The sequence below is a fragment of the Paenibacillus monticola genome (genome assembly GCF_009664975.1).
Lineage (GTDB): Bacteria > Bacillota > Bacilli > Paenibacillales > Paenibacillaceae > Paenibacillus_AQ > Paenibacillus_AQ monticola.
The window spans coordinates 555,899-581,634 of record NZ_WJXB01000002.1 but is presented as its reverse complement, the minus strand read 5'-3'; the positions used below and the strand labels follow the sequence as shown (position 1 = coordinate 581,634).

25 protein-coding genes and 1 tRNA gene are annotated in these 25,736 nt (G+C 48.9%); 18 read left to right on the top strand and 8 right to left on the bottom strand.

Annotated features, from left to right (window positions below):
* Positions 1-147: 147 nt before the first annotated feature.
* Positions 148-390 (top strand): ferredoxin, encoded by a 243-nt coding sequence (locus tag GJB61_RS07145; protein ID WP_154117767.1) that lies wholly within the window; start codon positions 148-150, stop codon positions 388-390.
* Positions 391-527: 137 nt separating this feature from the next.
* The gene (locus tag GJB61_RS07140) at positions 528-1,973 is read left to right on the top strand and encodes a L,D-transpeptidase (protein ID WP_154117766.1); all 1,446 of its coding nucleotides are present in this window, start codon (positions 528-530) and stop codon (positions 1,971-1,973) included.
* Here the strand turns inward: GJB61_RS07140 and GJB61_RS31130 are convergent.
* Complete coding sequence (locus GJB61_RS31130; RefSeq protein ID WP_195724261.1) at positions 1,970-2,107, bottom strand: hypothetical protein; 138 nt, start codon at positions 2,105-2,107, stop codon at positions 1,970-1,972. The two genes, GJB61_RS07140 and GJB61_RS31130, sit on opposite strands and share 4 nt — an antisense overlap.
* Before the next feature lie 210 nt (positions 2,108-2,317).
* Between GJB61_RS31130 and GJB61_RS07135 the strand changes: the two genes are divergently transcribed.
* From GJB61_RS07135 to GJB61_RS07110, 6 genes are all read left to right on the top strand, one after another.
* Positions 2,318-3,412: a quinone-dependent dihydroorotate dehydrogenase gene (locus tag GJB61_RS07135; protein ID WP_338115724.1), complete on the top strand. Its 1,095-nt coding sequence runs from the start codon at positions 2,318-2,320 to the stop codon at positions 3,410-3,412.
* A gap of 30 nt (positions 3,413-3,442) precedes the next feature.
* The gene (yjbM, locus tag GJB61_RS07130; RefSeq protein ID WP_154117763.1) at positions 3,443-4,255 is read left to right on the top strand and encodes a GTP diphosphokinase; all 813 of its coding nucleotides are present in this window, start codon (positions 3,443-3,445) and stop codon (positions 4,253-4,255) included.
* Positions 4,221-4,697 carry a DUF309 domain-containing protein gene (locus tag GJB61_RS07125; protein WP_229521520.1) on the top strand — a complete coding sequence of 159 codons (477 nt, stop codon included), beginning with the start codon at positions 4,221-4,223 and terminating at the stop codon, positions 4,695-4,697. The genes yjbM and GJB61_RS07125 overlap by 35 nt, the downstream gene beginning before the upstream one ends.
* A gap of 97 nt (positions 4,698-4,794) precedes the next feature.
* A complete protein-coding gene (locus GJB61_RS07120) occupies positions 4,795-6,315 on the top strand; it encodes an RsmB/NOP family class I SAM-dependent RNA methyltransferase (protein ID WP_154117761.1) in 1,521 nt (506 codons plus the stop codon).
* Between the two features lie 2 nt (positions 6,316-6,317).
* The gene (locus GJB61_RS07115; protein WP_154117758.1) at positions 6,318-7,082 is read left to right on the top strand and encodes a pseudouridine synthase; all 765 of its coding nucleotides are present in this window, start codon (positions 6,318-6,320) and stop codon (positions 7,080-7,082) included.
* Positions 7,083-7,163: 81 nt separating this feature from the next.
* Positions 7,164-7,967: a Cof-type HAD-IIB family hydrolase gene (locus GJB61_RS07110; RefSeq protein ID WP_154117757.1), complete on the top strand. Its 804-nt coding sequence runs from the start codon at positions 7,164-7,166 to the stop codon at positions 7,965-7,967.
* A gap of 308 nt (positions 7,968-8,275) precedes the next feature.
* Here GJB61_RS07110 and GJB61_RS07105 read toward each other — a convergent pair whose 3' ends face one another.
* Together GJB61_RS07105 and GJB61_RS07100 are read right to left on the bottom strand one after the other, a co-directional pair.
* Positions 8,276-8,368, bottom strand: coding sequence for a sporulation protein YjcZ (locus tag GJB61_RS07105; RefSeq protein ID WP_154117756.1), 93 nt, complete (start codon positions 8,366-8,368; stop codon positions 8,276-8,278).
* 113 nt (positions 8,369-8,481) lie between these two features.
* The gene (locus GJB61_RS07100) at positions 8,482-9,882 is read right to left on the bottom strand and encodes an RsmB/NOP family class I SAM-dependent RNA methyltransferase (protein ID WP_154117754.1); all 1,401 of its coding nucleotides are present in this window, start codon (positions 9,880-9,882) and stop codon (positions 8,482-8,484) included.
* A 154-nt stretch (positions 9,883-10,036) separates the two neighbouring features.
* On the opposite strand from GJB61_RS07100, the gene GJB61_RS07095 reads away from it, so the two are divergent.
* From GJB61_RS07095 to GJB61_RS07085, 3 genes are read left to right on the top strand one after another with little or no spacing between them, the layout of a single operon-like run.
* Positions 10,037-11,173 (top strand): glycosyltransferase family 4 protein, encoded by a 1,137-nt coding sequence (locus tag GJB61_RS07095; RefSeq protein WP_154117753.1) that lies wholly within the window; start codon positions 10,037-10,039, stop codon positions 11,171-11,173.
* Between the two features lie 6 nt (positions 11,174-11,179).
* Positions 11,180-12,532: a metallophosphoesterase family protein gene (locus GJB61_RS07090; RefSeq protein ID WP_154117752.1), complete on the top strand. Its 1,353-nt coding sequence runs from the start codon at positions 11,180-11,182 to the stop codon at positions 12,530-12,532.
* On the top strand, positions 12,522-15,746 hold the full coding sequence (locus GJB61_RS07085) for an AAA family ATPase (RefSeq protein WP_154117751.1): 3,225 nt from the start codon (positions 12,522-12,524) through the stop codon (positions 15,744-15,746). Before GJB61_RS07090 ends, GJB61_RS07085 begins: the two co-directional genes overlap by 11 nt.
* Here GJB61_RS07085 and GJB61_RS07080 read toward each other — a convergent pair.
* On the bottom strand, positions 15,733-16,863 hold the full coding sequence (locus GJB61_RS07080) for a YkvI family membrane protein (protein ID WP_154117750.1): 1,131 nt from the start codon (positions 16,861-16,863) through the stop codon (positions 15,733-15,735). The two genes, GJB61_RS07085 and GJB61_RS07080, sit on opposite strands and share 14 nt — an antisense overlap.
* A gap of 212 nt (positions 16,864-17,075) precedes the next feature.
* Between GJB61_RS07080 and GJB61_RS07075 the strand changes: the two genes are divergently transcribed.
* The 3 genes from GJB61_RS07075 to GJB61_RS07065 all read left to right on the top strand — a co-directional run bounded on the left by GJB61_RS07075 (position 17,076) and on the right by GJB61_RS07065 (position 18,408).
* Entirely contained in the window at positions 17,076-17,648 is a 573-nt protein-coding gene (locus GJB61_RS07075; protein ID WP_154117749.1) for a xanthine phosphoribosyltransferase, read from the top strand.
* Between the two features lie 103 nt (positions 17,649-17,751).
* The gene (locus GJB61_RS07070) at positions 17,752-18,069 is read left to right on the top strand and encodes a hypothetical protein (RefSeq protein WP_154117748.1); all 318 of its coding nucleotides are present in this window, start codon (positions 17,752-17,754) and stop codon (positions 18,067-18,069) included.
* A gap of 120 nt (positions 18,070-18,189) precedes the next feature.
* Positions 18,190-18,408, top strand: a complete 219-nt coding sequence (locus GJB61_RS07065) for a hypothetical protein (RefSeq protein ID WP_154117747.1) — start codon at positions 18,190-18,192, stop codon at positions 18,406-18,408.
* A 107-nt stretch (positions 18,409-18,515) separates the two neighbouring features.
* Here GJB61_RS07065 and GJB61_RS07060 read toward each other — a convergent pair whose 3' ends face one another.
* Positions 18,516-18,983, bottom strand: coding sequence for a YhjD family protein (locus tag GJB61_RS07060; RefSeq protein WP_154117746.1), 468 nt, complete (start codon positions 18,981-18,983; stop codon positions 18,516-18,518).
* Positions 18,984-19,162: 179 nt separating this feature from the next.
* On the opposite strand from GJB61_RS07060, the gene GJB61_RS07055 reads away from it, so the two are divergent.
* Positions 19,163-19,246 (top strand) — tRNA-Leu (locus tag GJB61_RS07055).
* A gap of 464 nt (positions 19,247-19,710) precedes the next feature.
* Here GJB61_RS07055 and GJB61_RS07050 read toward each other — a convergent pair.
* Both GJB61_RS07050 and GJB61_RS07045 read right to left on the bottom strand, forming a co-directional pair.
* Positions 19,711-20,358: a transcriptional regulator gene (locus GJB61_RS07050; protein WP_154117745.1), complete on the bottom strand. Its 648-nt coding sequence runs from the start codon at positions 20,356-20,358 to the stop codon at positions 19,711-19,713.
* Between the two features lie 462 nt (positions 20,359-20,820).
* Complete coding sequence (locus GJB61_RS07045; protein WP_154117744.1) at positions 20,821-21,498, bottom strand: DUF7002 family protein; 678 nt, start codon at positions 21,496-21,498, stop codon at positions 20,821-20,823.
* Positions 21,499-21,729: 231 nt separating this feature from the next.
* On the opposite strand from GJB61_RS07045, the gene GJB61_RS07040 reads away from it, so the two are divergent.
* The 3 genes from GJB61_RS07040 to GJB61_RS07030 all read left to right on the top strand — a co-directional run bounded on the left by GJB61_RS07040 (position 21,730) and on the right by GJB61_RS07030 (position 25,004).
* A complete protein-coding gene (locus GJB61_RS07040; RefSeq protein ID WP_154117743.1) occupies positions 21,730-22,767 on the top strand; it encodes an aldo/keto reductase in 1,038 nt (345 codons plus the stop codon).
* Between the two features lie 130 nt (positions 22,768-22,897).
* On the top strand, positions 22,898-23,977 hold the full coding sequence (locus tag GJB61_RS07035; protein ID WP_154117742.1) for a glycerol dehydrogenase: 1,080 nt from the start codon (positions 22,898-22,900) through the stop codon (positions 23,975-23,977).
* A gap of 103 nt (positions 23,978-24,080) precedes the next feature.
* The gene (locus GJB61_RS07030; RefSeq protein WP_229521519.1) at positions 24,081-25,004 is read left to right on the top strand and encodes a divergent polysaccharide deacetylase family protein; all 924 of its coding nucleotides are present in this window, start codon (positions 24,081-24,083) and stop codon (positions 25,002-25,004) included.
* On the opposite strand, the gene GJB61_RS07025 is transcribed toward GJB61_RS07030, so the two are convergent.
* Complete coding sequence (locus GJB61_RS07025) at positions 24,991-25,734, bottom strand: N-acetylmuramoyl-L-alanine amidase (protein ID WP_229521518.1); 744 nt, start codon at positions 25,732-25,734, stop codon at positions 24,991-24,993. The two genes, GJB61_RS07030 and GJB61_RS07025, sit on opposite strands and share 14 nt — an antisense overlap.
* Between the last annotated feature and the right edge of the window lie 2 nt (positions 25,735-25,736).

Here is a 25,736-nt window from a genome sequence, read left to right as displayed (position 1 = left end):
GTCATGTCAATTTAGTTGCCGTATTATGCGGCGAAAATGTAAACATGATGAAAATGAATTGAAATTAAAGTCTATTTATATTAATATGAGAAAAATAACACGCTGCTACAGTGGCGCTGTATTGTTTAACGGGAGGCAGAGAAAATTATGGCTAAATACACTTGGGTCGAAAAAGATACTTGCATCGCATGTGGTGCATGTGGAGCGACGGCCCCTGATATTTTTGATTACGATGACGAAGGATTGGCGGAAGTCATTTATGAAAATGATGGCAACCACGGAGTGACAGTTATTCCAGACGATTTGTTTGATGATTTGCAGGATTCCGCGGACGGTTGTCCGACTGACTCCATTAAAATCGCTGATACGCCTTTTAACAAAGAAGGCTAATTGCATTTTTGGTAAATATCATAAGTTTTATAAAAGACATCTCCTAGCCGGCGCAAATTCGGCTGGGAGATGTCTTTTTATTTTTTTGCATCTGACCGATATTAATAATGAAGGAATTACAAAGAGTGGAGGTACCGATGAAAAACTCGCAGCACCTCAAAGCCTATGTGCAGATGCATCCGGAAAATAAGATGGCATGGTACTTGCTGGGTAAGGAATACTATAAGAACGGCCAGCATGGGAAGGGGAATTATTGCTTTAATCAGGCTGGGGAAGTCTATGAAGCATTTGAGCACAGCAAGGTGCCGGCCGATATGCTACGTGAATACGAGGAAGGATTGCTGCAGGCGGGGCGTCAGCGTAGCCAACGCCATCAAAGAACACGTCGCCTATTGCTTCTATTTGCAATGTTTCTGCTAGTTATCATGCCTGCCGCCCAGGCTCCGAGTTCCAGCCTCGCGGGAGAACACGAGACTGGATTGGTGTCCCATGCAGATGCTGCTGATGCGCCAGTTGAGACAATTTCCACCGACACTTCGGCTACAGAAAGCAAAAAGGTTAGCTTTACGGCTCAAGCAGTTGGAGATACAGCTGCATCAGGTAAGGCGATGGCTACAATGATCGGGAGTAAGAAACCTTCTGTTAAAGCTGTTTTGGGAATGAAACGCGCCGGTAAATGGCTACTGTGGAAAGAGAAGTTACCTCTTACCTCTACTCTGGAGACAAGCAAGGCTGGGGCCATTGTATACCAGTCTTATGATCCCGTTAGTTGCGCGTGTCAGCCGCCCGAGCATACGGTGCTAACGAAACAGGCTGCCCAGTGGCAGGTCGTCCAAGAACAGCTAGCCACGCTCTGGAGTGCTATATTGGCTTTTCAGAAGAACAAAGGGAGTCTGCCTGATTCGCTGCAGCAACTGGCAGGTCCTTTTCCGGGAAATTGGCTTGGAGGAACTACGCCAGTTATGAAACAGAAATTTACGGCTCTGAGAGCAGCAGCGGAATCTTCATCAGCACCGGGAGTCACTAAAGCATTCCCAACACCTAATGTTGCATCCGGGACTTCAGGAGCGGCAGCAACAAGCGGCACATCGGCTGTAACCGGTGTTAGTGGAGGTGGCGAAGATAGCATTCCTTTTTTTGCCGGACCGCTTACCATAATTGTGGATAAACAAAATCACCGCTTGGCAGTAGTCAGCGGTAGCATTATTTTGCGGAATTATAAGGTGGGACTTGGTGGAAATAAGACACCAGAGGGTAGTTTTGTCATTACAGATAAAGTGGTTAACCCGAATGGTCATGCGAATGGGGAGTTCGGCAGCCGCGGTCTGCAGCTATCGGAGAGTAACTATGCTATTCATGGAACTAATGATCCTAACAGTATCGGCGAGGATGAATCACAAGGCTGTATCCGGATGAAACGTGAGGATGTAGAGGAGTTATTTGCTCTGGTACCCAAGGGGACAAAGGTAACAATTAGTAAAGGGGTTCTGCCTGAAGAGCTGGTGCTGCCGAAGGAACGGTTCTCCTCTTCTACACCCCATGATCAGACCAACCCCCGCAAAGTATATCACTGGCTGAATTAATTACCTGCTACAATAAAAAGAATGATTATAAGTAGAATTAGTACTACTAAGCTTACGCCGATCCACATGATAGCTTTGCGGTTAACCTCATCTTTCTTCTGCTGCAATGTAGGAGGTTTGCGTTTAGTTGTCATACCAGTCATACCCTCTTTCTCTCTTAATCAGTGTTTGCTCTTTTATTGTAATGCGTTTACAAGAAAATTACTATACTCAAGGTTCGGGCTCAAAGGTCCTGTGAGGTTAAAAACTTTTCTTTTCTCCAGGAAAAGGCTAAAATCAAGAAGAAACCTACAGAAACGGGGAGACTTGAGCAGAAGCAAGAAACCCTTGAAGGAGCGAGAATGGTGCTGTATCGTAATTTTGGCAAACCTTTTTTCTTTAAAATGGACCCGGAGAAAGCGCACCATCTTGTAGTAGGCGGTTTGGATAAGTCGGCTACTGTACCAGGAGGCAGCGCAGCGTTGCGTTTGATGTACGGTGTTCCGGAGACCGCTGATCTAGCTGTGGAGCTATTTGGTCAACATTTCCCGACCCCGGTAGGACTTGCAGCCGGACTGGATAAGAATGCCGAGGCCGTTGCCGGGTTCTCATCCATCGGCTTTGGATTTATGGAAGTGGGCACGGTCACACCAAAGGGCCAGCCAGGTAATGATAGCCCACGACTCTTTCGCCTTCTTTCGGATGAAGCACTGATCAACCGGATGGGCTTCAATAATGAAGGGGCCGAAGCCATGGCAGAGCGGCTAAAGGCACTCAAGAAGCGTAGAATTCCGGTAGCTGTCAATATTGGCCGGAATAAGGCTACGGCCAATGAAGCGGCACATGAGGATTATCGCCAGTGCATCCGTGCGCTTTATCCGTACGGTGATTTTTTTGTGGTAAATATCAGTTCACCAAATACGCCCGGTTTGCGTAACCTCCAGCATGGCAATGAATTGTCATTCCTGCTGGCTCAGGTGAAGGAGGAAATGGAACTTCAGCGTAAAAAGAGTGGTATTTCCAAAAGTTTATTGGTGAAAATTGCTCCGGATATTAGCGATACAGAACTGGAAGATATGGTACATACGCTGACAGAAGCTGGAATGGATGGTATTATTGCTACGAACACCACGTTAAACCGCGAAGGACTTAAGAGCTTGCAGGCTGGAGAGGCCGGGGGCTTAAGCGGTAAACCACTGCGTGATCGTTCAACGGATATCATCCGCAGCATTTATCGCCAGACTGGCGGGAAGATGCCAATCATTGGCTCCGGCGGTATATTTACTAGTCAAGATGCTTATGACAAAATCCGGGCAGGTGCAAGCCTGGTCGAAATTTATACAGCTCTCATTTATGAAGGACCAGAGGTTAACCGTAAGATACATGCGGGACTACGACAGCTGCTACGGCGGGACGGATTCCGTAATATCTCTGAAGCGGTGGGCGCCGATCATCACTAAAGGAGACGAAAGGACAGGAGGACGAAGACGATGGACGTCAGGGACTGGGGTACTTTTTTGCTTCCATACGAACAGGCAGTGGAAGAACTGAAGGTTAAATTCAAAACGATGCGTTCGGAGTTGAAAAAGAGAGAGGAATATACACCGATCGAATTCGTAACTGGCCGCGTAAAACGGCTGTCTAGCATTCTGGAGAAAGCGCAACGCCTGAATGTGAAGATGGAGGATCTCGAGACGGGTATAGAAGATATAGCGGGTATACGGATTATGTGTCAATTTGTGGAGGATATCCGCAGAGTGGCCGAATTTATCCGGCACCGCAAGGATCTTGAAGTTCTCTATGAGAAGGATTACATCACCAATTACAAAGATAGCGGCTATCGCAGCTTCCATATGATTATTAAGTATCCCGTACAGACAGCTCTGGGACAAAAGATAGTGCTAGCCGAGATTCAAATCCGCACACTGGCGATGAATTTCTGGGCGACTATTGAGCATTCCCTGAATTATAAATACCGGGAAAGTCTGCCGGATGAAATGCGGCTACGGCTAAAAACAGCGGCGGAGGCGGCCTCGATTCTAGACAGTGAAATGTCCAGCATTCGGGAAGAGATACTGGAAGCGCAAAAGACCTTTGAGGAGAATTCCAATACAACAACTCAATTGTTGAAGGCGATCCATCAATTGTATTTCTATCATCTGGTCAATGAGGCTATTGAAAGCCAGGAGCGCTTTAATGAAATTTGGCAGGTTCAGGATATGGATGCCATGAGAGTCCTTCTCGATCATGTCCGGAGAATGCTGTCCGATGCTAAGAAGGGCAGTTTGCCGGATGGGCTATGAGTCGTTGTACTTGGCATACCTGATCTATTTCAACCGCGACAGAGATTATTTTGAATGCCATGAGGTGTTGGAAGAACTATGGCTTGCACAGGGACGCGATCCGCTCTATAAGGCTCTGCTGCAGGTTGCGGTAGGCTTATACCATTTCCGTAACCGCAATGTGCGTGGCGGAAAAATACTCTTAAACCGGGCAGCTGCCAAGCTTGAGGATTATCCAGCAGTGACGCTTGGCATTAATCTCGACAAGCTGGTGAAGGAAGTCAAGGAATATGCCTTGCGCTTGGAGCATTACAATGAGCATTCGTTTCCATATTATGATCTGACCATTGATATTGTAGACCTTCAGCTGGCCGAGGAAGTGAAGGCTGCGGCTGATGCAATTATACCGAACAACCCGCAACGTCGCGGTCCACAGCGGCCGACATCATCTCAGCACAAATAAACAATTATAATAAGCAAGAACAAAAGGGACACCCTTAAAGGTGTTCCCTTAACATTATGTAAACCTATTTTGGTATAACAAGCAGGAGGACGGCATCATGGCAGTACAACTGCCCAGCTCTTTCACACAGCGGATGAAGGATTTGCTGGGAACGGAATATAAACAGTTTGCGGATTCGTATCTGGAGACCCCGTACGGAGGCATTCGTGTCAATACTTTAAAAATCACGGCGGAGAGCCTGTTGGCACTATCCCCTTTTCAGTTGGAGCCAATCCCGTGGTGTCCAACTGGTTATTATACAGAGGAGGGCGTAAGGCCCGGCAAACATCCGTATTACCATGCGGGATTGTATTACATTCAAGAACCAAGTGCGATGGCCCCAGTAGAGCTTCTTGGCGTTCAACCTGGTGACAGGGTGCTGGATCTATGCGCTGCTCCCGGTGGTAAATCGTCGCAAATTGCCGCGAAGCTACAAGGGCAAGGTCTGCTTGTCAGTAACGACCTTCACCCTGAGCGGACAAAGGCTTTAGCTAAGAATCTGGAGCTTTATGGGGTGCGCAACGCCGTGGTACTGAACGAAAGTCCAGACCACATCGCGGCAGCGTTCCCGCACTTTTTTGACCGAATACTGATCGATGCGCCATGCTCCGGTGAGGGTATGTTCCGCAAGGATGAGGATATGGTGAAGCAATGGGAACCGGAAACGCCAGCCAAATACGCTGCGATGCAGCGGGATATTTTACGTTCGGCGGCTTCAGCATTGGCACCGGGCGGTACGCTTGTCTACTCAACATGTACCTTCGCAATAGAGGAGAATGAAGGGACTATTGCTGAGTTTCTCGCGGGCTATCCGCAGTTTTCGGTTGTTCCGGTTGGCGGAACGGGTTCCTTTGCCATGGGTTTTGGAGAACTGCCAGGAACGGCCCGACTCTGGCCGCACAAGGTGAAGGGCGAAGGCCACTTCATGGCCGTGCTAAGGCATGACGGAACCCCAGCTCCGATAGTGGAACCAGAACCTGAAGAAATCCTGTTGTCTATTTCTACGCGAAAGAATTTTAAAGGCAAACCCGCAGCTAAACCAACCGTAACCCGAGTTGAAGAGGTTCGCAGCAAGGGTGGACGAGCCTCTGGAAAAACCACTAGCGGAACGAGTCGTGATCTGCAGCACGTAAGTGTAGAGGTTGCTCTGGCCGCCTATGGTGATTTTATAAATGAACAGTTAGGTTGGGAGCCTGCGGGTCATCCTGTGCTTTTTGGCGATCACCTGTATATTTCCCCACTTCCGCAGGAGTCGCTGAACGGGCTTAGGACGATTCGTCCAGGCTGGTCTGTGGGTCATCTCCGTAACGGAAGATTTATACCTAGCCATCCATTAGCTACAGCACTACATCCATCAGAGAGCTGTCGTAGTCTATCCCTATCAACCAGTAATGGTGAAGCGGTGTCTTATCTTAAAGGAGAAACACTGGCGATTCCGCTGGAACGTCTGTCTGTAAGACCCGGAAGCACCCCGAAGGGCTATATGCTGGTCTGTATCGATGGCTATAGTGCGGGATGGGGCAAATGGCAGGATGGTATGCTCAAGAATGAATATCCCGCAGGCTGGAGGTGGACATAAGTATGAGCTCATCAGGCAATGCTGCTAAAAAACAACGGCTAGATAAAATGTTGTCCCATATAGGCGTGGGTTCACGCAGTGACATTCGTAAAATAGCAAAGCAAGGATTGATTCATGTGAATGGTGCTGTCGTGAAGGACAGTGGGATTCATTTTGATCCTTATAACGATAAGGTTGAAGTTAACGGTGAGGTTGTCACTTACCGTGAATATATCTATCTAATGATGAACAAACCACCGGATGTGCTGTCTGCAACAGAGGACAAGCGGGACCGGACGGTTCTGGATCTATTAAAGCCGGAGTATGCCCAGTTCGAGCCCTTCCCTGTCGGCAGACTGGATAAAGATACGGTAGGATTGCTGCTGCTTACTAACGATGGCAAGCTTGCACATGAGCTGCTGTCACCACGCAAGCATGTCCCCAAAATCTACGAGGCTACGGTAGAAGGTGAAGTCGACGCTGATGATGTGGCAGCTTTTGCCGCTGGCGTGGAGCTTGAGGACGGGTATGTCACGCTGCCTGCACAGCTAACTATCTTGAGCAGGGAGAGAGGCACTACCACAATTTCGTTTATTTCCTTAATCATTACCGAGGGTAAATTCCATCAGGTCAAGCGGATGTTTCAGGCGGTTGGCAAAAAAGTCACGTTTCTGAAGCGGGTATCGATGGGTGAGCTGAAGCTGGATGAGAATTTGGCTTTGGGAGCTTACCGGGAGCTGACGAAAGAAGAGCTTAATCTGCTGAGTGCAGGTGCAGCGGAGCTTTAACTAGAGAGAGTTAACAATTAAATAACAAAGTACAGTTATAGTAATTCTATAGATAAATAAGATGGATTAGGATGGTGGAGTATGAAATACAAGCTGATAGCGCTTGATGTAGATGGTACGCTGCTGGATGATGATCACCACTTAAGTGCTGAGAATAAGGAGGCCATTGCTGAGGTTACTCGTCAGGGAGGCCAGATCGTATTATGCACAGGCAGAAGCCCGCAGAACTCGATTCCTTTTATGGAAGAAATGGGCTTGTCAGGTTATGTGCTGGGCCACAATGGTGCAGTAACTGTACGAGTAGAGAACCGGGAAATATTGCATCAATTCGGTTTGGATGCACGTGGTCTAGATCCTTACATTGCTTATTGCCGTGAGCATAACATACATTTTGATGTGAATACTGCTTTTGATATGTATGTGGATAATGTTGATAATCTGGCAAAAGAAGCCAATCATATGTATGAGCATTTTAAGATTATGCCAGCATCGCTGCCAGCTTGGGAGGATTTCCATGAGCCTATCGTGAAATTCACTGTGTTTACACAGTCGGATATATTGGATGAAGCTGAACGGGAATGGGGCACTTGGACTCACCAATATAACATTCTGCGCAGCGGTGAATTCTTCGTTGATTTTATGCATCCGGAAGCTTCTAAAGGCAATGCCTTAAAACATTTAGCAGAGCAGTTGGGAATTCCTCAGGAGGAAGTCCTGTCGATTGGTAATTATTTTAACGATATTTCTATGCTGACCTACGCAGGTCTGGGTATTGCCATGGAGAATTCGCCAGTTGAAGTCAAAGCAGCAGCAGATGTCATTACAGGAACGAACAATGAGTATGGTGTGCGCGATGCGCTGGTTAAGTATTGTTTGGTTGGATAGTTATAGTTTACTACTGAACAGATTAAAGAGAGCATAATACAGAAACCCTCGGGTAGCTGTTTATGCTCTTTTTTGTTTAAGCTCTATGTAAACAGGCGAATGTAAGCGGAGGGTCGGAGGGATTCTGGAGTATCATAAAATCAAGAAATCGGGCTTTAACAGCGATCGTAAGAACCCTCCGAACCTGTAGCGGCTTGATGCACAAAGGCCAACCATCGGTTTTGGTTTTAGAAAAAGCGGCCGCACCGCCCCTAAAAAGGACGGCACAGCCGCTTGAAGTCCAATAGGTTATGAAGCTCTGATTGGAATTAGACGAATAACGAACGAGAAATGATGACGAGCAAGATGAAGAGCACCAAAATTGCCCCGGTCGAAGTGAAGCCTCCTGGAATACCACTCATGTCTGATTCCTCCCTTATCTCAAGTCTAGTTCCCAAAGCTTTGTCTGCTGACGCAGCGAGTTGGGATAATGACATCATATTCAAAAAGGAGATCATCCGAGCTGGTCAGCAGCCTATTGCTCTTCAATATGGGCTTTAAGGATGCGCAGACCTTTCGGTAAATGGTTCTTGAGTTGGCCAGAACTGGCCTTGCCCCAGCCAACGGGTAATCCATCTACACTGACGAGTGTCCACCCATGCAGGTCTACAGGAACCGGCAAGCTCTCACCACGCAGCCAGGCGTGTATTTCAAGGCCGTCCCCGGCCATATCAAAGCTGCGGGCTGCCTGTCCGGGCTGGAGGGCCATCGCGAGAGCGTGAGCAGGTTCAATCCGGTTTTTCTTCAGATGAGCTATATGCAACCCGGCACGTGGAACCCGCAGTCCATCAAGCAATCCGGCGTGCATAGTATCATTAAAGGACTCAGGCAGCAAATATAAGGATTCTCCGAAGAGCAGCGGCACACCCTGGCAGGCAAAGCCAGGGAGTTCTATAGCGGCCCAGGCTTGAAACTGCTGGAAGGCATCACGCAGAGCGGAGTTGGTTCGTGGTCCATTTTTGCCTCGTCCGCTGCCGGTACTGCGTTTAGAACGACTTAGTTCAGCTTCGTCCGATGCTTCTTTACGCAGCAGGGCTACAAAATGCCCCTCACCCTTCTGCAGATGCGGCCAGAGTCGCTTGCTGGTAATTAGCTCCATATCAGGATAGCTATCTGTAAACCGGGCGATGACCTCTTCATTTTCTATACGGTTAAAGGTACAGGTTGAGTAGGCCAAGGTTCCGCCTGGCTTCAGCATAATATAGGCATCCTGCAAAATATCCCATTGTCTCGCTGCACACATCTCTACATGCTTAGGAGACCATTCAAGCGCAGCAGCAGGGTCCTTGCGGAACATCCCTTCGCCGGAGCAGGGGGCATCCAGCATAATCCGGTCAAAAGTCTGCGGGAATCGCAGCGATAGCTCGCCTGGTGTCCCACTGGTAACGATCGTATTGCTGAGGCCGAGACGCTCCACGTTCTCCGCCAGTATTTTGGCTCGTTCAGGGTGGATTTCGTTGGATATCAGCAGACCCTGGCCTTTCATTAATGCTGCAATATGCGTTGTTTTTCCGCCGGGAGCCGCAGCAAGATCGAGAACAGTCTCTCCTGGAAGGGGAGATAGCAGCTCGGCTGCGGACATTGCCGACGGTTCCTGAATATAATATAATCCGGCCGCATGGTAAGGATGCCGACCCGGACGAGCGGGATCTTCATAATAATATCCTTCAGGGCACCACGGAACAGGCTCCAGTCCGAATAAAGAGAGGGTATGTTCAGACGCGCTGAGGTTTAAGCCTGAAGTGCTTTTTAATCGATTAAAGCGCAAGCCCTGCGTTCGCCGAGCTGTGTAGCTGTCCAGAAAAGCGTCCGCCTCTTGTCCCAGCATCTCTCTCATGTTTGTGGTGTAAGCGGCGGGCAGCCGTTCTTCACTCATACATCATTCTCCTTTTTGTTAGTTGCTGTTTCAGGTTTATACCGATAAAATCAAAGGGTGGGGCAACAAGCACCTGAAAATGTACATATACACAACTATATCATAATTGCCGGGTCTCACTGTATTCAGGGCAATAGTAAAGGGGATGTACCTTATGAATTTGCTGCAAGCGCTCTTCTTCCCGCCGGAGCAGCCCGGTGGTGTATCGTCCATGATTCCGTATCTTCAGGAACGATTTCGTTCAAGCCGTTGGGAGATGGATTTGTTCTGGCTGCCAAAGCGGATTCGCAACAAGGGACGCGAAGATATTGTATTCGAAACCTTTGACTGGACACAGTATGGTGAAAGTCCGGTCGTCCAAAAATATATTCAGACTTATCGTGATTACTTATGGTGGACAAAGCTGCGCATGAGTAAACAATATGATCTTATTCATGCGCATCATCCGATTGCCGGGCTGGCCATGAAAAAAATATATCCGGATATTCCGCTGATCCAGACCTTACATTCCAGCTATGAGCGTGAGTTGATTCTTAATGGCGCTATTGTCGAGGGAGGGCTAGAGCATCAGTTCCTGGTCTCGATATACCGTGAGCTGGAGCATGTCAGCGATCGGCTGATGACTGTATCGCGTTCTTTTGCCGATTATCTCGCACCTTACATTCTGGAGCCTGAGCGTATCAGTGTGATTCCGAACGGTTTTGATGAGAAAAGATTTAAACCGGTTCCGCATGAGAATGCGATTCCGCAGCTGGTTACTGTAACTCGACTGGTTCCAGCCAAAGGTATTGATACCTTGTTCCGAGCTTGTGCGGAGCTTAAAAAGCGCGGACATGAGTATGTGCTGCATATTATCGGGGATGGTCCTTCCCGCACGGAGCTAGAAAGTCTCGCTCAATCACTTGGGATATACAATGAGACGATTTTTTATGGCTATACGCTGCATCCGGAAGAATTTATGCCTTTCTTTGATATCTTCGTACTGCCATCCCGGGCGGAATCGTTTGGTTCGGTCTTTGCAGAAGCAGCGCTCAGCTGTTTGGCTTTGGTAGGTACAAATGTGGGCGGAATACCGGAACAGATTGAAGATGGTGTCAACGGTCTGCTGGTAAATCCGGACGATGAGATTGCCCTAGCGGATGCGCTGGAAAAGGTTATTGCCGATCCGTCCTACCGATACGAGCTCTCACGATCGGCCTGGGAGAAAGCGAAAAGTTTGTACTCGCTCACCCGTGTGGCTAATGAGCTCAAAAAAACCTATTTGCAGTATCATCCAGGGGCGAAGGGGTGAGCAGGTATGATTCCTTTTCGATTCCTGCATGCTGCGGATCTGCATCTCGATAGTCGATTTATCGGACTGGCACATATTCCGCCCTCTGTACGCTCCTATTTGAAGGAGTCCACCTTTGCCGCCCTCGGGCGGCTTGTTGGCGTGGCCGTTCAGGAGAAGGTTGATTTTGTGGTTATTAGCGGAGATATCTATGATATCTCCGATGCTTCACTGCAAGGCCAGCTCCGCTTTCAGGAAGCGTTGCAGGAATTAGGGCGTCATGACATTGGTGTATTCCTGATTCATGGCAATCATGATCCATTGGATGGTCCGCGTCTGACTTCGGAACCGCCGAAGCATGTTACGGTATTCGGGAGCGAAGAACCGGTACATGCTGTAGGCTATCGTCGCAGTGACGGCAAGGAAGTGGCTATTGTCAGCGGGATTTCTTATCCTACGGCAAAGGTGACGGAGAATACTGCATTGACCTTCCACCGAAAGCAAGGCAGTTCTCTGTTTCATATTGCTTTGCTGCATGGAAATGTGGATGGTGATCTTCAGCATGAGACTTACTCTCCCTGCACCCGCAGGGATCTAATCGAGCGGGGGTATGATTATTGGGCGCTCGGCCATATCCATACGCGGAGTATTTTGCTGGAGCGGCCTGCTATTGTATACCCGGGCAATATACAGGGGCGCAGCATCAAGGAGACCGGACCCAAAGGATGTTATGTGGTCGATGTTGATGAAGAGGGGGGGACAACCCTACATTTCCATGAGCTGGATTCAGTCCGCTGGTGGGTCAAGGAGATCTCGATTGAGGGTTTGAGTAATGAAGCCGAGTGGATTGAAGCTGTGGAGCGGGCTGTGGAAGAAATCAGGGAGATGCATCCGCAAGCGATGTCGGTTGTCCGGTTTCGGCTTACGGGCCGGGGGAACGTGCACAGATTGCTTGCCGAAAAAGGAGCAGCTGAGGATTTACTGGCTGAATTGCAGCGACGTGAGACTATGCTGGCCGAGCGGCAGGAATATAACGGGCTTGTCTGGACAGAAGGCTTCGCGGTGGAATCGGGTCTTGCGATTGACCGGGAGCAGCTTCTGCTGGAGGATAGCTTCCTTGGAGAAATGCTGCGGATTGCCATGCGTAGCGAGAATAATCCAAGTGAGCTGGATGATTTGATAAATACTGCATTGCAGCCGCTGATGGAGAATCAGGAGCTGCGTAAGCTCCTGTCATCGGTGGGTGCAGATGAGAAATTGGACTGGCTGAGGCAGGCTGCGGAGCTGGGAGTTACGCTGCTGAACGGGCGTGAGGATTCTGCGGAAGAGGTTGCTAATCCGCCATATCGGCAAGCCGGAGGGCAAAAGGATGAACATTGAGCAATTAAAGATTAGTGGATTCGGCCGACTTCACAACCGGGAGATCGAGCTGGCAGAAGGCGTGACGGTACTCTATGGCCGTAACGAGGCTGGCAAAAGCACGATGCTCCAGTTTATCCGGTCCATGCTGTTTGGAATTCCCGGACGCGGAAATCCTCGCGAGAGATATGAGCCCATGCAGGGTGGTCTACATGGTGGCATTCTTACAGCACGAGATAGGGATGGTGGCAGTTGGACCATTCGTCGCTACACAAGTGGGGAGACCCAAGGACGAAGCGAAAAACTGAACATTAGCTTGAGCCGTCCAGATGGAACTATACAGGAGCTGGTACAGTCTGAATTGGAGCGTAACTTGCTGGGAGGCGTCTCGCGCAGCATGTTCCGTCAACTGTTCGCTGTCTCACTGGATGAGCTGCAGGAGCTTGCCACCTTGCAGTCTGAGGAAATGAGCGGCTATCTCTTCCACGCGGGTATGGGTGGTGGTGGAGACATTATGCGGGCGGAGCGCCGTTTATTGCAGGATGTCGAGAAGCTGTACAAGCCGCGGGGCAAAGTGCAGGAGGCAGCAAAGATCTTACAGGCCATAGAGAAGCTGGAGCGCCAAATTGCCGAAAGTAGATCCTTTCTACCACGCTACATTGGCAATATTGCTGCGCTGGAGGATACTGAGGTTCAGCTGTTAAATCTCGAAGAGCAGCGCAGATTTACCAGTGAGAAGCTGGTCATGCTCCGCAAAGCACTGGAGATTCGTGGTCTGTGGCTGAAATGGAGCGAAGCCCGGCTGGAGTTGCAAGGCTTGCCGATCATTTCTTCCTTCCCTGAAGAGGGAGCCGCCCGTTGGCTGAGCCTTGAAGGGGAGATTAGAAATGCGGAGGGAGCTGTAAGCCGCATGGAGCGTGTGAAAAGCGAACTGGCAGCTGAGCTTGCCCAGAATCCTCCCGATAGCCTCTTGGCAGCTCAGGGGCCTGCAGTTGAGGCTCTGGACCGTCGCCGGAGTACTTATGAGGACCGGAGGTCGGAGCGGCAGCGGCTTGAGGGTGAACGGGCGGCGCTGCGCGAGCATCTGCAGCGGATTCTGCGTGGTATTGACAGCGGCTGGAGTACAGCTGAGCTGGCAGCATTCTCTGGTGCGGCGGTAGACCGTGAAGCCGCACGTCGTTATGCAGCGGCATTCTCAGGATATGACCGCCGCATGGAAGCCGAGGGCGCAGCGCGCCAAGCGCTGCGCTCCCGCTTGGCTGCAGCCTCGGCTGCGCTGCAGGCTGCGGAACGGGCGCTGGCACGCGAGCATGCCGCCGGCGCAGAAGCCTTCACGCAGCTGGCTCCGCGCAGCACGCGTGAAGTGCTGCAGCTGTGGGACGAGCTGCAGCAGGCCGCGGAGCGCTGGCGCGAGGCGCTGCAGAGCGCCGGCCCGCAGAGCGGAGCGGGCGCCGGGAGTGATGGGCCTAGCGCCAAGCGCTTGGCCGCATTGTACCGGCGCCTGCTGCTGGCGAGCGCAGCACTGAGCGTGCTGCTGCCCGCAGCGCTGTGGCTGACCGGCGCACCGCCGCTCAGCGCCTGGATCGCGCTCGGCCTGCTGGGCGCGGCCGATCTGGCCCTGTGGGCCGGCTGGCGCAGCGCGCGCCGGCCGGAAGTGTCCCCGCCGCAGCATGGCGGGGACGGCAGTGCAGCCGCAGCCGACATGCTGCGGCTGCGGGAGCTGCTGCTCTCCGGCGCTTCGGCGGAGAGCGCGGCAACCGGGCGGCTGGGACGGCGGCCGCCCGAATCCCCTGGCCCAGCCGCAGGCGGGCTGGAGGCGGGGATGAAAGAGCTCCGCAGGCTCATGGATGCCTGGGGAGCCTGGCAGCAAAGATTGGAGCGGCTGGGCAGCGAGCGCGAGGCTTGCCGGATAGAGCTGGCCACCTTAGCTGGGCAGGAGAAAGCGCTGGCTGAAGAGATGCGGCAGGCGGAGAATGTATTTACAGAAACGGCAGAACGTTATGAAGAATGGCTGCGTCAGCGCAAGCTGCCCGAAGGGCTGTCACCGGAAGGCCTGCCGGATATCTTCAGTCTGGTGGAGCAAGGCAATGAATTACTGCGCCAGGAGACCAAGCTTTCCCTGCGCTTGCGGGAACTGGAAGGCGAGTGCAGTGCTTATGAGGAAGAGTGCTTGAAACTTATGAATGAAACAGCAGTGGAGGGCAGCGCGACAACCGAAACAGCTGTGAATCAGGATGGTTTCAGCACGCTAACGTTATTAAGCTGGCTGGACTCCAGAAAAAGATCTTGGGAAGAGCTGAAGATAGCACTGCAGCGACGGAATAATCTTACCTTACGCCTGCTTGAAGTAGAGGACGAACTAAGGGAGAGCCACAGGGAGCTAAGTGAACTGCGCCAGCTCTGCGAAAGCCTGCTGCGTGAAGGCGGAGCTGCTGATGGAGAGGACTTCTTACGCAGATCATCCAGTGTACAGCTGAGCAGTGAGCTTACCAAGCTGGTTCGCCAATCAGAGCTGGCTATGTTTGGAGGCTGGGAATCTCAGAGAACAGGAGCACTGCTGGAACTGCTGGATCATAATGATGCTTCAGCGCTGGAGCAGGAGAGGACTGCTGTAGAGGAGTCTGCTGCCAAAGAGGAGGAAGCTCGCAATGCCCTGCTGCAGCAACGTGGCAAGCTCCTGCAAGAACGGGAATTTCTGTTGGAACGTTGTATGGAGGATACCGTTCTCCAACAACTGGAGGAACAGCGGGCTGCGTTGAAGAGGATTGCCGGGCAATATGCAGTAGCTGCTCTGACTGCGGAATTAATGGGCAGAACGCGCCGTATTTATGAGGAGGAGAAGCAGCCGCAGGTGCTGCTGCTGGCTTCCGCTTATTTTGCGAAGCTGACCGAAGGGGAGTATCTACGGGTTGTGATGACTTTAGGTCATAAGGAACTTAAGGCGGAGCATAAGGATGCTGGGCTTTTGGACAGCGGGCTGCTCAGTCGGGGGACGGCGGAGCAGCTGTACCTGGCCATCCGGCTGGCGCTGGCAGAGACCATGTCACGGCAAGCCAACCTGCCGTTATTATTTGATGACCTTTTTGTCAATTTCGATGAGCGCCGTCTACATGCAGCACTCTCCCTGTTGGGAGAACTCTCCGCTTCCCGTCAAATCGTCATGCTGACCTGCCATCGTCATGTAGCGGAAGCTGCAGCCAGAATTATTTCTTCTGCAGCAGTCATTTCCGTGTAAAGCGGATGACTGGCTCAGGAGAAACGTTGGGAATCTTGTTTCCACCTGAGCCGTGAATAGAAGAGCTTTTCTTGTTATGCGGTGGAGATGACCATGGCGTACGCAGCAGCTTGACTGCCCAGATCAGGGACAAGGCACCGAAGATAGGGTAGAACACCGAAAGAAGAGAGCTGAATCCAAACTGGCTGAGCAAGTAGCAGATTAACATCAGCAGCGGCGTTATCAGTGATGGTGCAATGCGCAAATGCTGCTTCAACTGTTCTCCGACGCCATAAATATCGGCGACAAAGGTACTGAAGATTTCTAGGAAGATCAGTAACAGGTAGACAGTTTGCACCAATGTACCCAGCCGGAAGGCGATGCTGCCCATGGGGATTTCGAACTGCAAGATCCCTGGCATCTGTGAGCTCATGGCAAAGTGGGCTGCCAGCAGCATGAATCCGATGCCAATACCGCCAAGAATGCCGCCTCGCACAAGGGCCCGTTCTTTGTCGGTATGCCGGGCTAGCGGAACCAGTACCGCTTGCGCCATAGCCAGATTAAAGGCTGTATATAGCAGTGGGGATATCCAGGCCCCAAAGATACTGCTATCGGTATCAAGGAACAGGAATCGGCCCGCATTTGGTATCTCAAAAGTATTGAAGATGATAATAAGCGACAGAGTAAGCATTAAAGGCACTACGATGCTATTCATCTGCAGGATACCGGAAATACCGCGTTTTAGCAGGAAATAAGAGCCCAACAACGTCAACAGCAGCCCAGTCTGATAATGGAGACCTAAATGTTCTTGAAAAATAGCACCTGCCCCAGCCAGCATAATGCTGTTCACGCCGATGAGAATAACCATGGTGAACAGGCTAATGCTGCTGCCCACCTTTTCACCGAAGAGGTGACGGTTGAAGTCCTCATAGGATTCCGCCTCAATTCGTCTTGCTATAATCATCATTTTTGTGCCTAGCCAGATAAAGAGAATGGTGGAGAGCAGGATCGTCAGTACTGCCCATTGACCGTATTGGGTGAAGAATTTAAGGATTTCCTGTCCTGTAGCGAATCCGGCTCCTACAATCGTGCCAATATAAGTGAATGCGATCTGCAGTGTGCGGACATGAGATTTCATGGCTGCCCTCCTAAAAGTTTTGCGGAAATTTCGTATCTTCGGGATTAGCGAATACTAAACTCCAAAACTCTGTATTACAGGATTGCCTTGTGCACTCCGTATAGTACAGGTTATGATGAGGAACAGAAGGACATGACTTCCGCTGAATGTAGTATAGGTAATTGTTACAGTGGAAGGTCTGCAATTATAAAGGGTATTGGAGGTTCAGAGTCATGGAAGTGTTGAAACAGCGGATTTTGGAAGAAGGGGTCGTAGTTTCAGATCAGGTGCTGAAGCTGGACGCTCTATTGAACCATCAGGTTGATCCACAGCTGACGATGGAAATGGGACGGGAGTTTGCCGGGAGATTTGCCGATTGTGGCATTACGCGAATAGTTACCGTAGAATCCTCGGGCATTGCCGTGGCATTTGCCACCGCATACGTAATGAATGTGCCACTAGTCTTTGCACGCCGTAAAAAAACGCTGTTGGCTGACCCGGATGCCTTGTGTGAGCGAGTCCCTTCTTTTACAAAAGGGATTGTTACCGATATTATGTTATCGCGTCAGTTCATTTCTTCAGATGATAAAATACTCTTTATCGATGACATTATCGCCAATGGAGATGCAGCGCGTGGGCTGATTAAGATCATTCAGCGCTCCGGTGCGGAGCTGGTTGGGCTGGGTGTTGTCGTGGAGAAAAGCTTCCAAGCTGGAGCTCGTACAATTAGAGAACAAGGCATTCGGTTAGAGTCGCTGGTCAGAATTATGTCTCTTAGCGATGGAAAAATTGTTTTTGACGATTAAACCGTGTCAGAAGTAAGAACAAAGCCTATTTTTGAAACAACTGCTTTTCACCCTATGAGTTTTCCTTTATAATAATATTAGACATAGGAGAGGAGGCGTCACAATGGGGAAAGAACCGGTGACAGAGCAATTTTTTATTGATAAATTGACCGAAGCCAAGGATCATTTCGAGCGTGCGCTGGATTGTAAACACACGGAGTTTGACGACCTGTATCCCTATATGGTTGAACATCCTCAGTTTTTTTGGTACAAACGCTATGTAGCCTGGTCAGAACTTTTGACAATTAAAGGCTTGTGTGAAGAATTATCTTTCTCTTGGAGAGAGAGCTTTACACCTAACCAAGTGGAGTATCTGGAAACACGAGTGATGTCCGCTAAAGTTCTTGATTTCTGGTTTGAGAAGAATGAAGCGCTGATATAGGAGAGCTTTTGTAGACAAGTACGGTTTGTTTATTGCTTACACAGGACCCCGATGATTTATCATTTGGGTCTTTTTCTTGAGGTAATTTAGGGTAAACTATTAGGAGAAGGGAAGTGAACCATGATTAGCGATGAACAATTGGATGCGTACCGTATTTCCGGTGAGAGAATACGCGTCGTACGCGATGGCCTGGAGAGCAATGACGTGAAGGGGATTGTACTTGCCTGGGACGAGTCTCTGGTGATGGTCCGCCGTCCCAATAAACGGATCGTAAAGCTGGATCGAAATTACGTATTCCAGCCTTTCACCGAACCTAGAAAAGATCCCGAGAATCTCTAATCTCTATATCATTATGAGCTAGACACTAACAAGAACAGCTCCCCACTCAGGTCTGAGCGGGGAGCTGTTCTGTATTAGATGTATGAGTCTTACAGCTTCGCCAGAAGTTAGATCGATAAGGCCAGTTGTTCCGTTATGCTCTCTTCTCTGGAGAGGATGGAGAGTTCTGTGGCAAGTCCAAGATAAGCGCGCATGCGCAACAGCATCTCCTTGCGGAAGCTAGGCCACAAAATGTTCATTTCACCCTTATATCCTCTGCAGGAATAGCTGGCTTCTACTCCATTCTGATCCTGACGAACAGTGGTAATCCGCAGCTCATGGGAAGTCAGCTCACGTGTAACCTCATTTAGCATCAGGGAGGTTTTCTTGGCTCCGCTGGATATTAGCTCCATATAAAGCTGAGGAGTCTTAAATAAGCCGCTCTTGCTGATTACTCGGCAATCACGTTCGAACACTTTATGAATAAACGTTAGCAGCAGATAACTTCTGACAAGGGACAGTTCTTCTGTGGTTATATCTTCAATAATTGCTGGTTTCCGTAGTGTGTTTGGAGTGTTTATCTTAGTAGTCGCCATTATAAATCACCTCATTTATAGTATGCGAACCTTTGTTCTCATTATACATGAAATATATAAGCAAAAGCAATAATTATACAAAATATTATGAAAAAATGGAAAATCGAAAAAAGGTTGACGGATGAATACCAGCATGGTAAAATCTATTTTGTCGCCGCGAAAGCGAGACATCATAATATGCGGTCATGGCGGAATTGGCAGACGCGCTGGCTTCAGGTGCCAGTGATAGCAATATCGTGGAGGTTCGAGTCCTCTTGACCGCATCATAGCTTTGAAACACTCTGGAATTATTCCAGAGTGTTTTTTTGTACATATTTGATTTGGATAAATCAAATATGCACCAGAAGCCTACAGTCAGAGATCAGAAGTCAGAAGCAGGCGGACTGTAATTCTGCTATTTCAGTTATTTTGTGTATTTGGGAGTGTTGGCGGACAGAGAATCCGTTATTACGCAGTAATGGCGTCAGAATGAGCAGTTTTAGCACAAATAACGGAACCTCAGTCCGTGAGAGCAATAAATATAGGTATACTCAGCAAATAGAGGATTCTGTGTCCGCTAGATGTTCTATTTTGTTCAGAAGTAGTCAGTTTTCTTTGCTATAATCTGTGCTATCTGTTTGAAGTTTGCAATGTATAGCAAATATATGATGTGTTGGTAATGTAATGTGCTAGAATGCTCTGCGCGGTACTGCTCACAAGACGAGTATGCCACTCACAATTATTGTACTTACAATCGAAGCTTATAGGTACGTGCCCTTTCTTGACCACTTGCGATGTCCAGTATTTGTAGTTCAACCAGACTATGCAATATTCGCCGAGTCTGCCGATCACTCACTCGCAGGTGTTTAGCAAGCTCCAAGGGTGTAATAGGCCGCAATAAGCGCCGCGCAAATCGAACAGTTTCGGCTTCCAACCAAGAAAATGTAGAAGAAACGTCTGTGGCAATGAACTTTCCGATAAATGCGAGTACCAGTTGTTGACATTGTTTGGGTTCTTCAACGATTGAGAGGTAGGCGATAGGGAGAAATGTCCAATTATCTAACGACAACAAGCAATGGCGTCGGCATAAATCTTTGAATCGTCTGACATCAAGATCTCTCGCATGAGGACCATACCCCTGAATTTCTATCCCACCTTTTGCGCCTCCAGGCATATAAGCAAGATCTAAATAGCGGTATCCATTGTTAAAGTCACGCACCTCCCATTCAGGAAGTAAGTGATTGAAATTCCCGATAGCTGGGAACCAAACGGACCGCAGGAATTCTATAGTTCCATGTCCCAGACCTTTCTGAAGTAATTCCCTTCTTCTCGGATTGCTCTCTTGATCCAAATTCATCTGTAACCATTCTTCATATAGCTGCTCAAACTGTGACATTGCATCTCCCTCCAGAGATTGAATTTAACTGACTCTTTCGGTAACCACTCATAGAAAAAACAAAAACCGCTTCAATACAATTCGCCCCATTTACTGAAAAATGGATGTCATTGTATGAAAGCGGCGTGTTCTTCACGACCTTTATGCAGTTATTATATAACTTACTGAAAAATTCAACAATCAAAATGAAACCCAGCGGACTGTAATTCCGCTATTTCAGTTATTTTGTGTTTTTGGGAGAGTTGGCGGACAGAGAATCCGTTATTACGCAGTAATGGCGTTAGAATGAGTAGTTTTAGCACAAATAACGGAACCTCAGTCCGCGAGAGCATTAAATATAGCTATACTCAGCAAATAGAGGATTCTGTGTCCGCTCACTGTTTTATTTGCCTCGGCAGTACTTGTAAGCAAATTAGTTGAGGTAGGAGGTGAAGTTCTCTATAGATTGGTTGAATTCATACCCTACAGAATCAGTGGTCTAACCAAAGGTCTCCACCTAGATGGCACCTGCAATATTTCAGAGCAATAGATGGTTTGCAAATACTTGCTCAAAGGAGCCAGCTTATCCTCAATCAGAACCTCTTTGATCTCGGAAGGCTTGGATGGGATCAGGCGATCCGTGGTTTTGCTGAAGCTGTCGAGGGGGAGAAACATCCTGCAGCTTTTGCGGTAGGAGGTCCGGTGCGGATAACGTGGAGAGCTTCCAGAATCGTACTTGGACAGCTTAATGGCTGCAAAATGATCAGCCAGCAGTTCATATGCAGCAAATTGAAGAATCGCAAAGGCTTCGCTGGGTTCTCTACGGGAATACATGTTGGCCATGGCCAAACAGTCCCGTTCAGTTGGCCACAAGAAGACATGATGGTCAAGACAGGTTCGGAATTGTTCCTCCGTTGTATCAGCGTCCATCATCTCAGGCTGGATACGCAAATGAGCATTAAGAACAATGGACTGATCGTTTACATAGATGTGTTTTACTTCGCTCCGGCGAATGCCCTTGGAGAACTCAGGAGATAGGAGGGCGGACGAATATAAGCCATCCAAAGTTGCAATGGCTTGCAGATTTCTGACTCTGGTGAAGTGATAAAGTGAGCGTCTGAGTGGGCTTTTGGTAATGTCCTCAATGATAATTGTATTCATGCTGTCATTATAACCTAAGCCAGAGTTGTTATTCTTGTTTTCGAAGTAAATAAGCTTAACTAAGTTATATTAATTCAGCTATCTTTACCGATCGTTCCCAATATGCTATAATTTCACTGCACAGTAGCGGATTAATTTTTTTGATAGTTTAAGAATGATCATTCTTAAACAAATGCTTGATTTTTAAGATTCAGGGATGTAAATAAAAATAATTTCAAAGGAGAATTCACTATGGATTATCGCATTCTAGGTCGTACGGGGTTAAAGGTAAGCAGTTATAGCTTGGGTACAGGATCATTTGGCTGGTGGGGAAATTCGAATGAGGAAGAATGTATTCAAATCGTGGATCAAGCTCTCGCTGAAGGCATTAACCTTATTGACACTGCTGACGTCTACTCAGCTGGCGTATCAGAAGAGATTGTCGGAAAAGCTTTAAAAGGCAGGCGCAATGAGGTTGTGCTTGCTACAAAAGTCGGAATGTCCATGGGCAACGGGTTAAACCAGAGCGGGAATTCTCGATTGTGGATTAAACAGGAAGTAGAGAATAGCTTACGTCGGCTGCAAACTGACCATATTGATCTATATCAGCTTCATCGTCCTGATCCACAGACCGATATTGAGGAGACGCTTAGTGTATTAACAGAGTTGATTCAGGAAGGTAAAATCCGTTATATCGGTTCCTCCACCTTCCAGGCTTGGCAGATTGCTGAAGCTCAGGCTGTGAGTGAACAACATAATTTGGCCCGTTTTGCTAGCGAACAGCCGCCCTATTCGATTTTGAATCGCGCAATTGAATTCGATGTACTTGAAGCTACGAGAAAATACGGCATGGGCGTTCTGGTGTGGAGTCCGTTGTCAGGTGGCTTGCTCACTGGTAAATATTCGAAAGGTCAGGCTGCTTCGTCAGATTCTCGGGCTACCCGTTTTAAAGGGAATACACTAGGCGATGTCGTTGACCCCACCCGTGAAGAGAATCGCTTAAAGTTCGATGTGATCAATCGTCTGCAAAAGGTCGCTGATGACGCAGGTATGACGCTAGCCCATCTGGCAGTCGCCTTCACTCAGGCGCATCCGTCGATAACTTCCACTATTATCGGACCACGTACATTAGGACAGTTGCAAGACACTTTAAAAGGAGTGGGGATTCGCTTAAGCGCAGATATACTGGACGCCATGGATTCAATTGTTGCACCAGGCCTAACTTTAGACGAATTGGAGCGTGGCTGGGCTCCCGATTGGATGAATGCTGCAAGCAGACGGCTGTCTTAAGCTGCTGGTCTGTGAATCTTTATGTTAACAATTGATTTGCCTGAAGCTCCGATTGGAGCTTTTTTTTATTGCGGAAAAAGTTCGATTGTACGTATTATGAGGTATTCCCATAACAGGAGGCTATTAATAAATGACACAGATTATCATCTCTCCGTCCAAATATATTCAGGGCAGCGGTGAAATTCGCAAGCTGGGAGCTTATTGTGCTCAGTTAGGGACAACGCAGGCTTATGCAGTAGTCGATCCTTATATACTCTCACTGTACAAAGAAGAACTAATACACAGCTTTGCCGAAGCAGCCATTCCGCTGCAACTCCGGGAATTCAAGGGGGAATGCAGCCAGAGACAGGTAGATACTATAAATGCCGAACTCGATTCCAGCGATGTTATTCTGGGCATTGGTGGCGGTAAAACGTTGGATACGGCCAAAGCGGTCAGCCATTTCGCTTCACTGCCGGTGGTTATTGTTCCTACTGTTGCATCAACGGATGCTCCATGCAGTGCGTTGTCCGTTCTCTATACAGACGAAGGTGAATTTGACCGTTACCTTGCTTTGCGAAGAAATCCGGATTTGGTAGTTGCCGATGTTGACATTATTGCCAAAGCACCTGCCAGATTGCTTGCTGCAGGGATAGGCGATGCTTTGTCGACTTATTACGAAGCCAGAGCTTGTCAGAAGTCACAGGCGTTAACACACGCTGGTGGGACTTCTTCTATCGCTGCCCTTTCTCTGGCAAAGGCTTGTCTGGAAACACTGCTAACTGATGGAGTGGCCGCGCTGCAGGACGTTCAGCAGAAGCGTACTTCCCCGGCTGTTGAGCATATTGTTGAAGCTAATATTTATCTAAGCGGGATCGGGTTTGAAAGCGGTGGACTTGCCGCAGCGCATGCCCTACATAATGCACTGACCCTTCTTGAAGAATGCCGCCATACCTATCATGGTGAAAAGGTTGCGTTCGGCACCATCGTGCAGCTTGTGCTAGAAAAGGCACCAACTGATGAGACCTTAAAGGTCATACATTTTTGTCAGGAGATCGGCCTTCCGGTGACCTTACAGGAGCTGGGAATCACCAGCGCCGACCATGAAAAGCTCATGAGAGTAGCACGGGCCAGCTGTGCTGAGGATAGTCCGATGCAGAACATGCCTTTTCAGGTATGTGCAGAAGAGGTATTGGAAGCCATTCTTGCTGCTGACCGTTTGGGGAAATAGTCAAAAAAGCTATTGCTAATTATTGAGTATAGCCTACGCACATATTTAGTCTCCGTAATCCAAACAATGAGAACATTGATTGAAGATTAAGGAGGAGATCTAGTTGAATAAGGGCAGTCATACTGTAAAGCGTTATTTCTTATCTTTGTTTGCTGTTGTAACAGCGATAACTTGGAGTGGAATGGTATCACCGCTGTCTGTTATGGCTAAGCCTGCTTATGGTGGAAATGCCATAAATGTCTACTCCCAGAGGACGGATGCACCAGTAACTCATTCCATTGAGGACAACACTGCTATACGACGTCAAACAAAGGGTTCTGAGCGCAGTCGTGTAGCCATTATTATCGATGATTTCGGCAACAAGATGCGTGGAACGGATGAAATGTTAAGTCTGCCGGTCAAAATTACGGTTGCGGTCATGCCTTTCCTGCCCACATCGGTCAGCGATGCGCGGCGCGCGCATGAGCGCGGATTTGACGTATTGCTGCACCTCCCGATGGAGCCGCGCCACGGCAAACCGGAATGGCTGGGGCCTGGAGCGGTACTGGCGAAGATGAGTGATGAGGAAATTCGCCAGCGCGTGGAAGCGGCGCTGGATAATATCCCGTATGCAATTGGAATTAACAATCACATGGGTTCAAGGGTGACCGGTGATGAACGGGTAATGGGCATCGTACTGAACGTCTGCAAGGAGCGGGGATTATTTTTTGTGGACAGTAAAACTAATTACCGCTCAGTGGTCGGCAAAATAGCTCAGGAAAAAGGGCTGCCCCGCGTAGAGAACCATATCTTCTTGGATGATCTGCATACCTCTAGCCATGTCTTAAAGCAAATGCGTCTTGTACAGGAACATGCCCTGGAACAGCATTATTGTATAACGATTGGCCATGTGGGTCTTCAAGGCAAAGAGACTGCTGCCGGTATCCGCAGCGGCATAGCGGAAATGCGAAACAGTGTTGAGTTTGTCGGGATATCTGATCTGGTCAAAGAAGAGTGGAAATGGAATCCAGGTCCTAAATTTCCATGAGGTAAGCGGATATCCCGTTTGCAATTGCCTCGGCAATTTCTTGCTGACCTAATTTGCTGCATAGCTTGGCGCGATCGGATGGGCTGCTAATAAATCCGGCTTCAACGATTACGGTTGTGGCGGTGATTTTGTTAAGTAAATAAAAGGGTTTGCCCTGTCTTGGGTCTGCGTTCGCTTGATAGAGATTGTTCAACTGGCTCTGAATGGACTGGGCCAGCATGAAGCTACGTCCTTCCTGGCGATACAACACCAGCGGCCCATGCTTGGAGGGTGAAGGTGCCCAGTTAATATGGATGCTGACTACTACATTTGCCGGCAGCGTCTCGGCCAATTCTTTTCGCTGGGCTAGATCCCTAAGGTGGCGGGAGGAGCTGCGGAGCCAGCGGTTCTCATCACTGGGCGCATAGTCGCCATTACGGTTTAGAATGGCATCAAAGCCATCGCTGCGCAGCAACAGAAATAAGCGGCGTGAGAGTTCAAGGGTGATATCCTTTTCCAATACTTTACCGTAGGAAGTACCACCGTCAATTCCGCCATGTCCGGCATCAATCAGAATCATTCGATGACCATGGCCGAGTACATGCTGGCGATCTTCCTTAACATCTGTATGAGTGCGGATGCCATTAGCCTGTACTGCTCCGGCTTGAAGGAATATCAGTCCTGCAGCCGCCAAAGTGATAATGAAGTAGCGCGGGATATCTGCTTTTTTCCTAAAAGTGCTTAGTCTCAAGT

Excerpts from the sequence above, each read along its gene's own strand:
- GJB61_RS07085 (WP_154117751.1), top strand. The coding sequence starts at position 12,522 with ATGAACATTGAGCAATTAAAGATTAGTGGATTCGGCCGACTTCACAAC.
- GJB61_RS07125 (WP_229521520.1), top strand. The coding sequence starts at position 4,221 with ATGCTAAGAAGGGCAGTTTGCCGGATGGGCTATGAGTCGTTGTACTTG.
- GJB61_RS07065 (WP_154117747.1), top strand. The coding sequence starts at position 18,190 with ATGATTAGCGATGAACAATTGGATGCGTACCGTATTTCCGGTGAGAGA.
- GJB61_RS31130 (WP_195724261.1), bottom strand. The coding sequence starts at position 2,107 with ATGACAACTAAACGCAAACCTCCTACATTGCAGCAGAAGAAAGATGAG.
- GJB61_RS07050 (WP_154117745.1), bottom strand. The coding sequence starts at position 20,358 with ATGTCACAGTTTGAGCAGCTATATGAAGAATGGTTACAGATGAATTTG.
- GJB61_RS07035 (WP_154117742.1), top strand. The coding sequence starts at position 22,898 with ATGACACAGATTATCATCTCTCCGTCCAAATATATTCAGGGCAGCGGT.
- GJB61_RS07070 (WP_154117748.1), top strand. The coding sequence starts at position 17,752 with ATGGGGAAAGAACCGGTGACAGAGCAATTTTTTATTGATAAATTGACC.
- GJB61_RS07105 (WP_154117756.1), bottom strand. The coding sequence starts at position 8,368 with ATGAGTGGTATTCCAGGAGGCTTCACTTCGACCGGGGCAATTTTGGTG.
- GJB61_RS07115 (WP_154117758.1), top strand. The coding sequence starts at position 6,318 with ATGAGCTCATCAGGCAATGCTGCTAAAAAACAACGGCTAGATAAAATG.
- GJB61_RS07080 (WP_154117750.1), bottom strand. The coding sequence starts at position 16,863 with ATGAAATCTCATGTCCGCACACTGCAGATCGCATTCACTTATATTGGC.
- GJB61_RS07110 (WP_154117757.1), top strand. The coding sequence starts at position 7,164 with ATGAAATACAAGCTGATAGCGCTTGATGTAGATGGTACGCTGCTGGAT.
- GJB61_RS07075 (WP_154117749.1), top strand. The coding sequence starts at position 17,076 with ATGGAAGTGTTGAAACAGCGGATTTTGGAAGAAGGGGTCGTAGTTTCA.
- GJB61_RS07095 (WP_154117753.1), top strand. The coding sequence starts at position 10,037 with ATGAATTTGCTGCAAGCGCTCTTCTTCCCGCCGGAGCAGCCCGGTGGT.
- yjbM (WP_154117763.1), top strand. The coding sequence starts at position 3,443 with ATGGACGTCAGGGACTGGGGTACTTTTTTGCTTCCATACGAACAGGCA.
- GJB61_RS07140 (WP_154117766.1), top strand. The coding sequence starts at position 528 with ATGAAAAACTCGCAGCACCTCAAAGCCTATGTGCAGATGCATCCGGAA.
- GJB61_RS07090 (WP_154117752.1), top strand. The coding sequence starts at position 11,180 with ATGATTCCTTTTCGATTCCTGCATGCTGCGGATCTGCATCTCGATAGT.
- GJB61_RS07060 (WP_154117746.1), bottom strand. The coding sequence starts at position 18,983 with ATGGCGACTACTAAGATAAACACTCCAAACACACTACGGAAACCAGCA.
- GJB61_RS07040 (WP_154117743.1), top strand. The coding sequence starts at position 21,730 with ATGGATTATCGCATTCTAGGTCGTACGGGGTTAAAGGTAAGCAGTTAT.
- GJB61_RS07045 (WP_154117744.1), bottom strand. The coding sequence starts at position 21,498 with ATGAATACAATTATCATTGAGGACATTACCAAAAGCCCACTCAGACGC.
- GJB61_RS07145 (WP_154117767.1), top strand. The coding sequence starts at position 148 with ATGGCTAAATACACTTGGGTCGAAAAAGATACTTGCATCGCATGTGGT.
- GJB61_RS07120 (WP_154117761.1), top strand. The coding sequence starts at position 4,795 with ATGGCAGTACAACTGCCCAGCTCTTTCACACAGCGGATGAAGGATTTG.
- GJB61_RS07100 (WP_154117754.1), bottom strand. The coding sequence starts at position 9,882 with ATGAGTGAAGAACGGCTGCCCGCCGCTTACACCACAAACATGAGAGAG.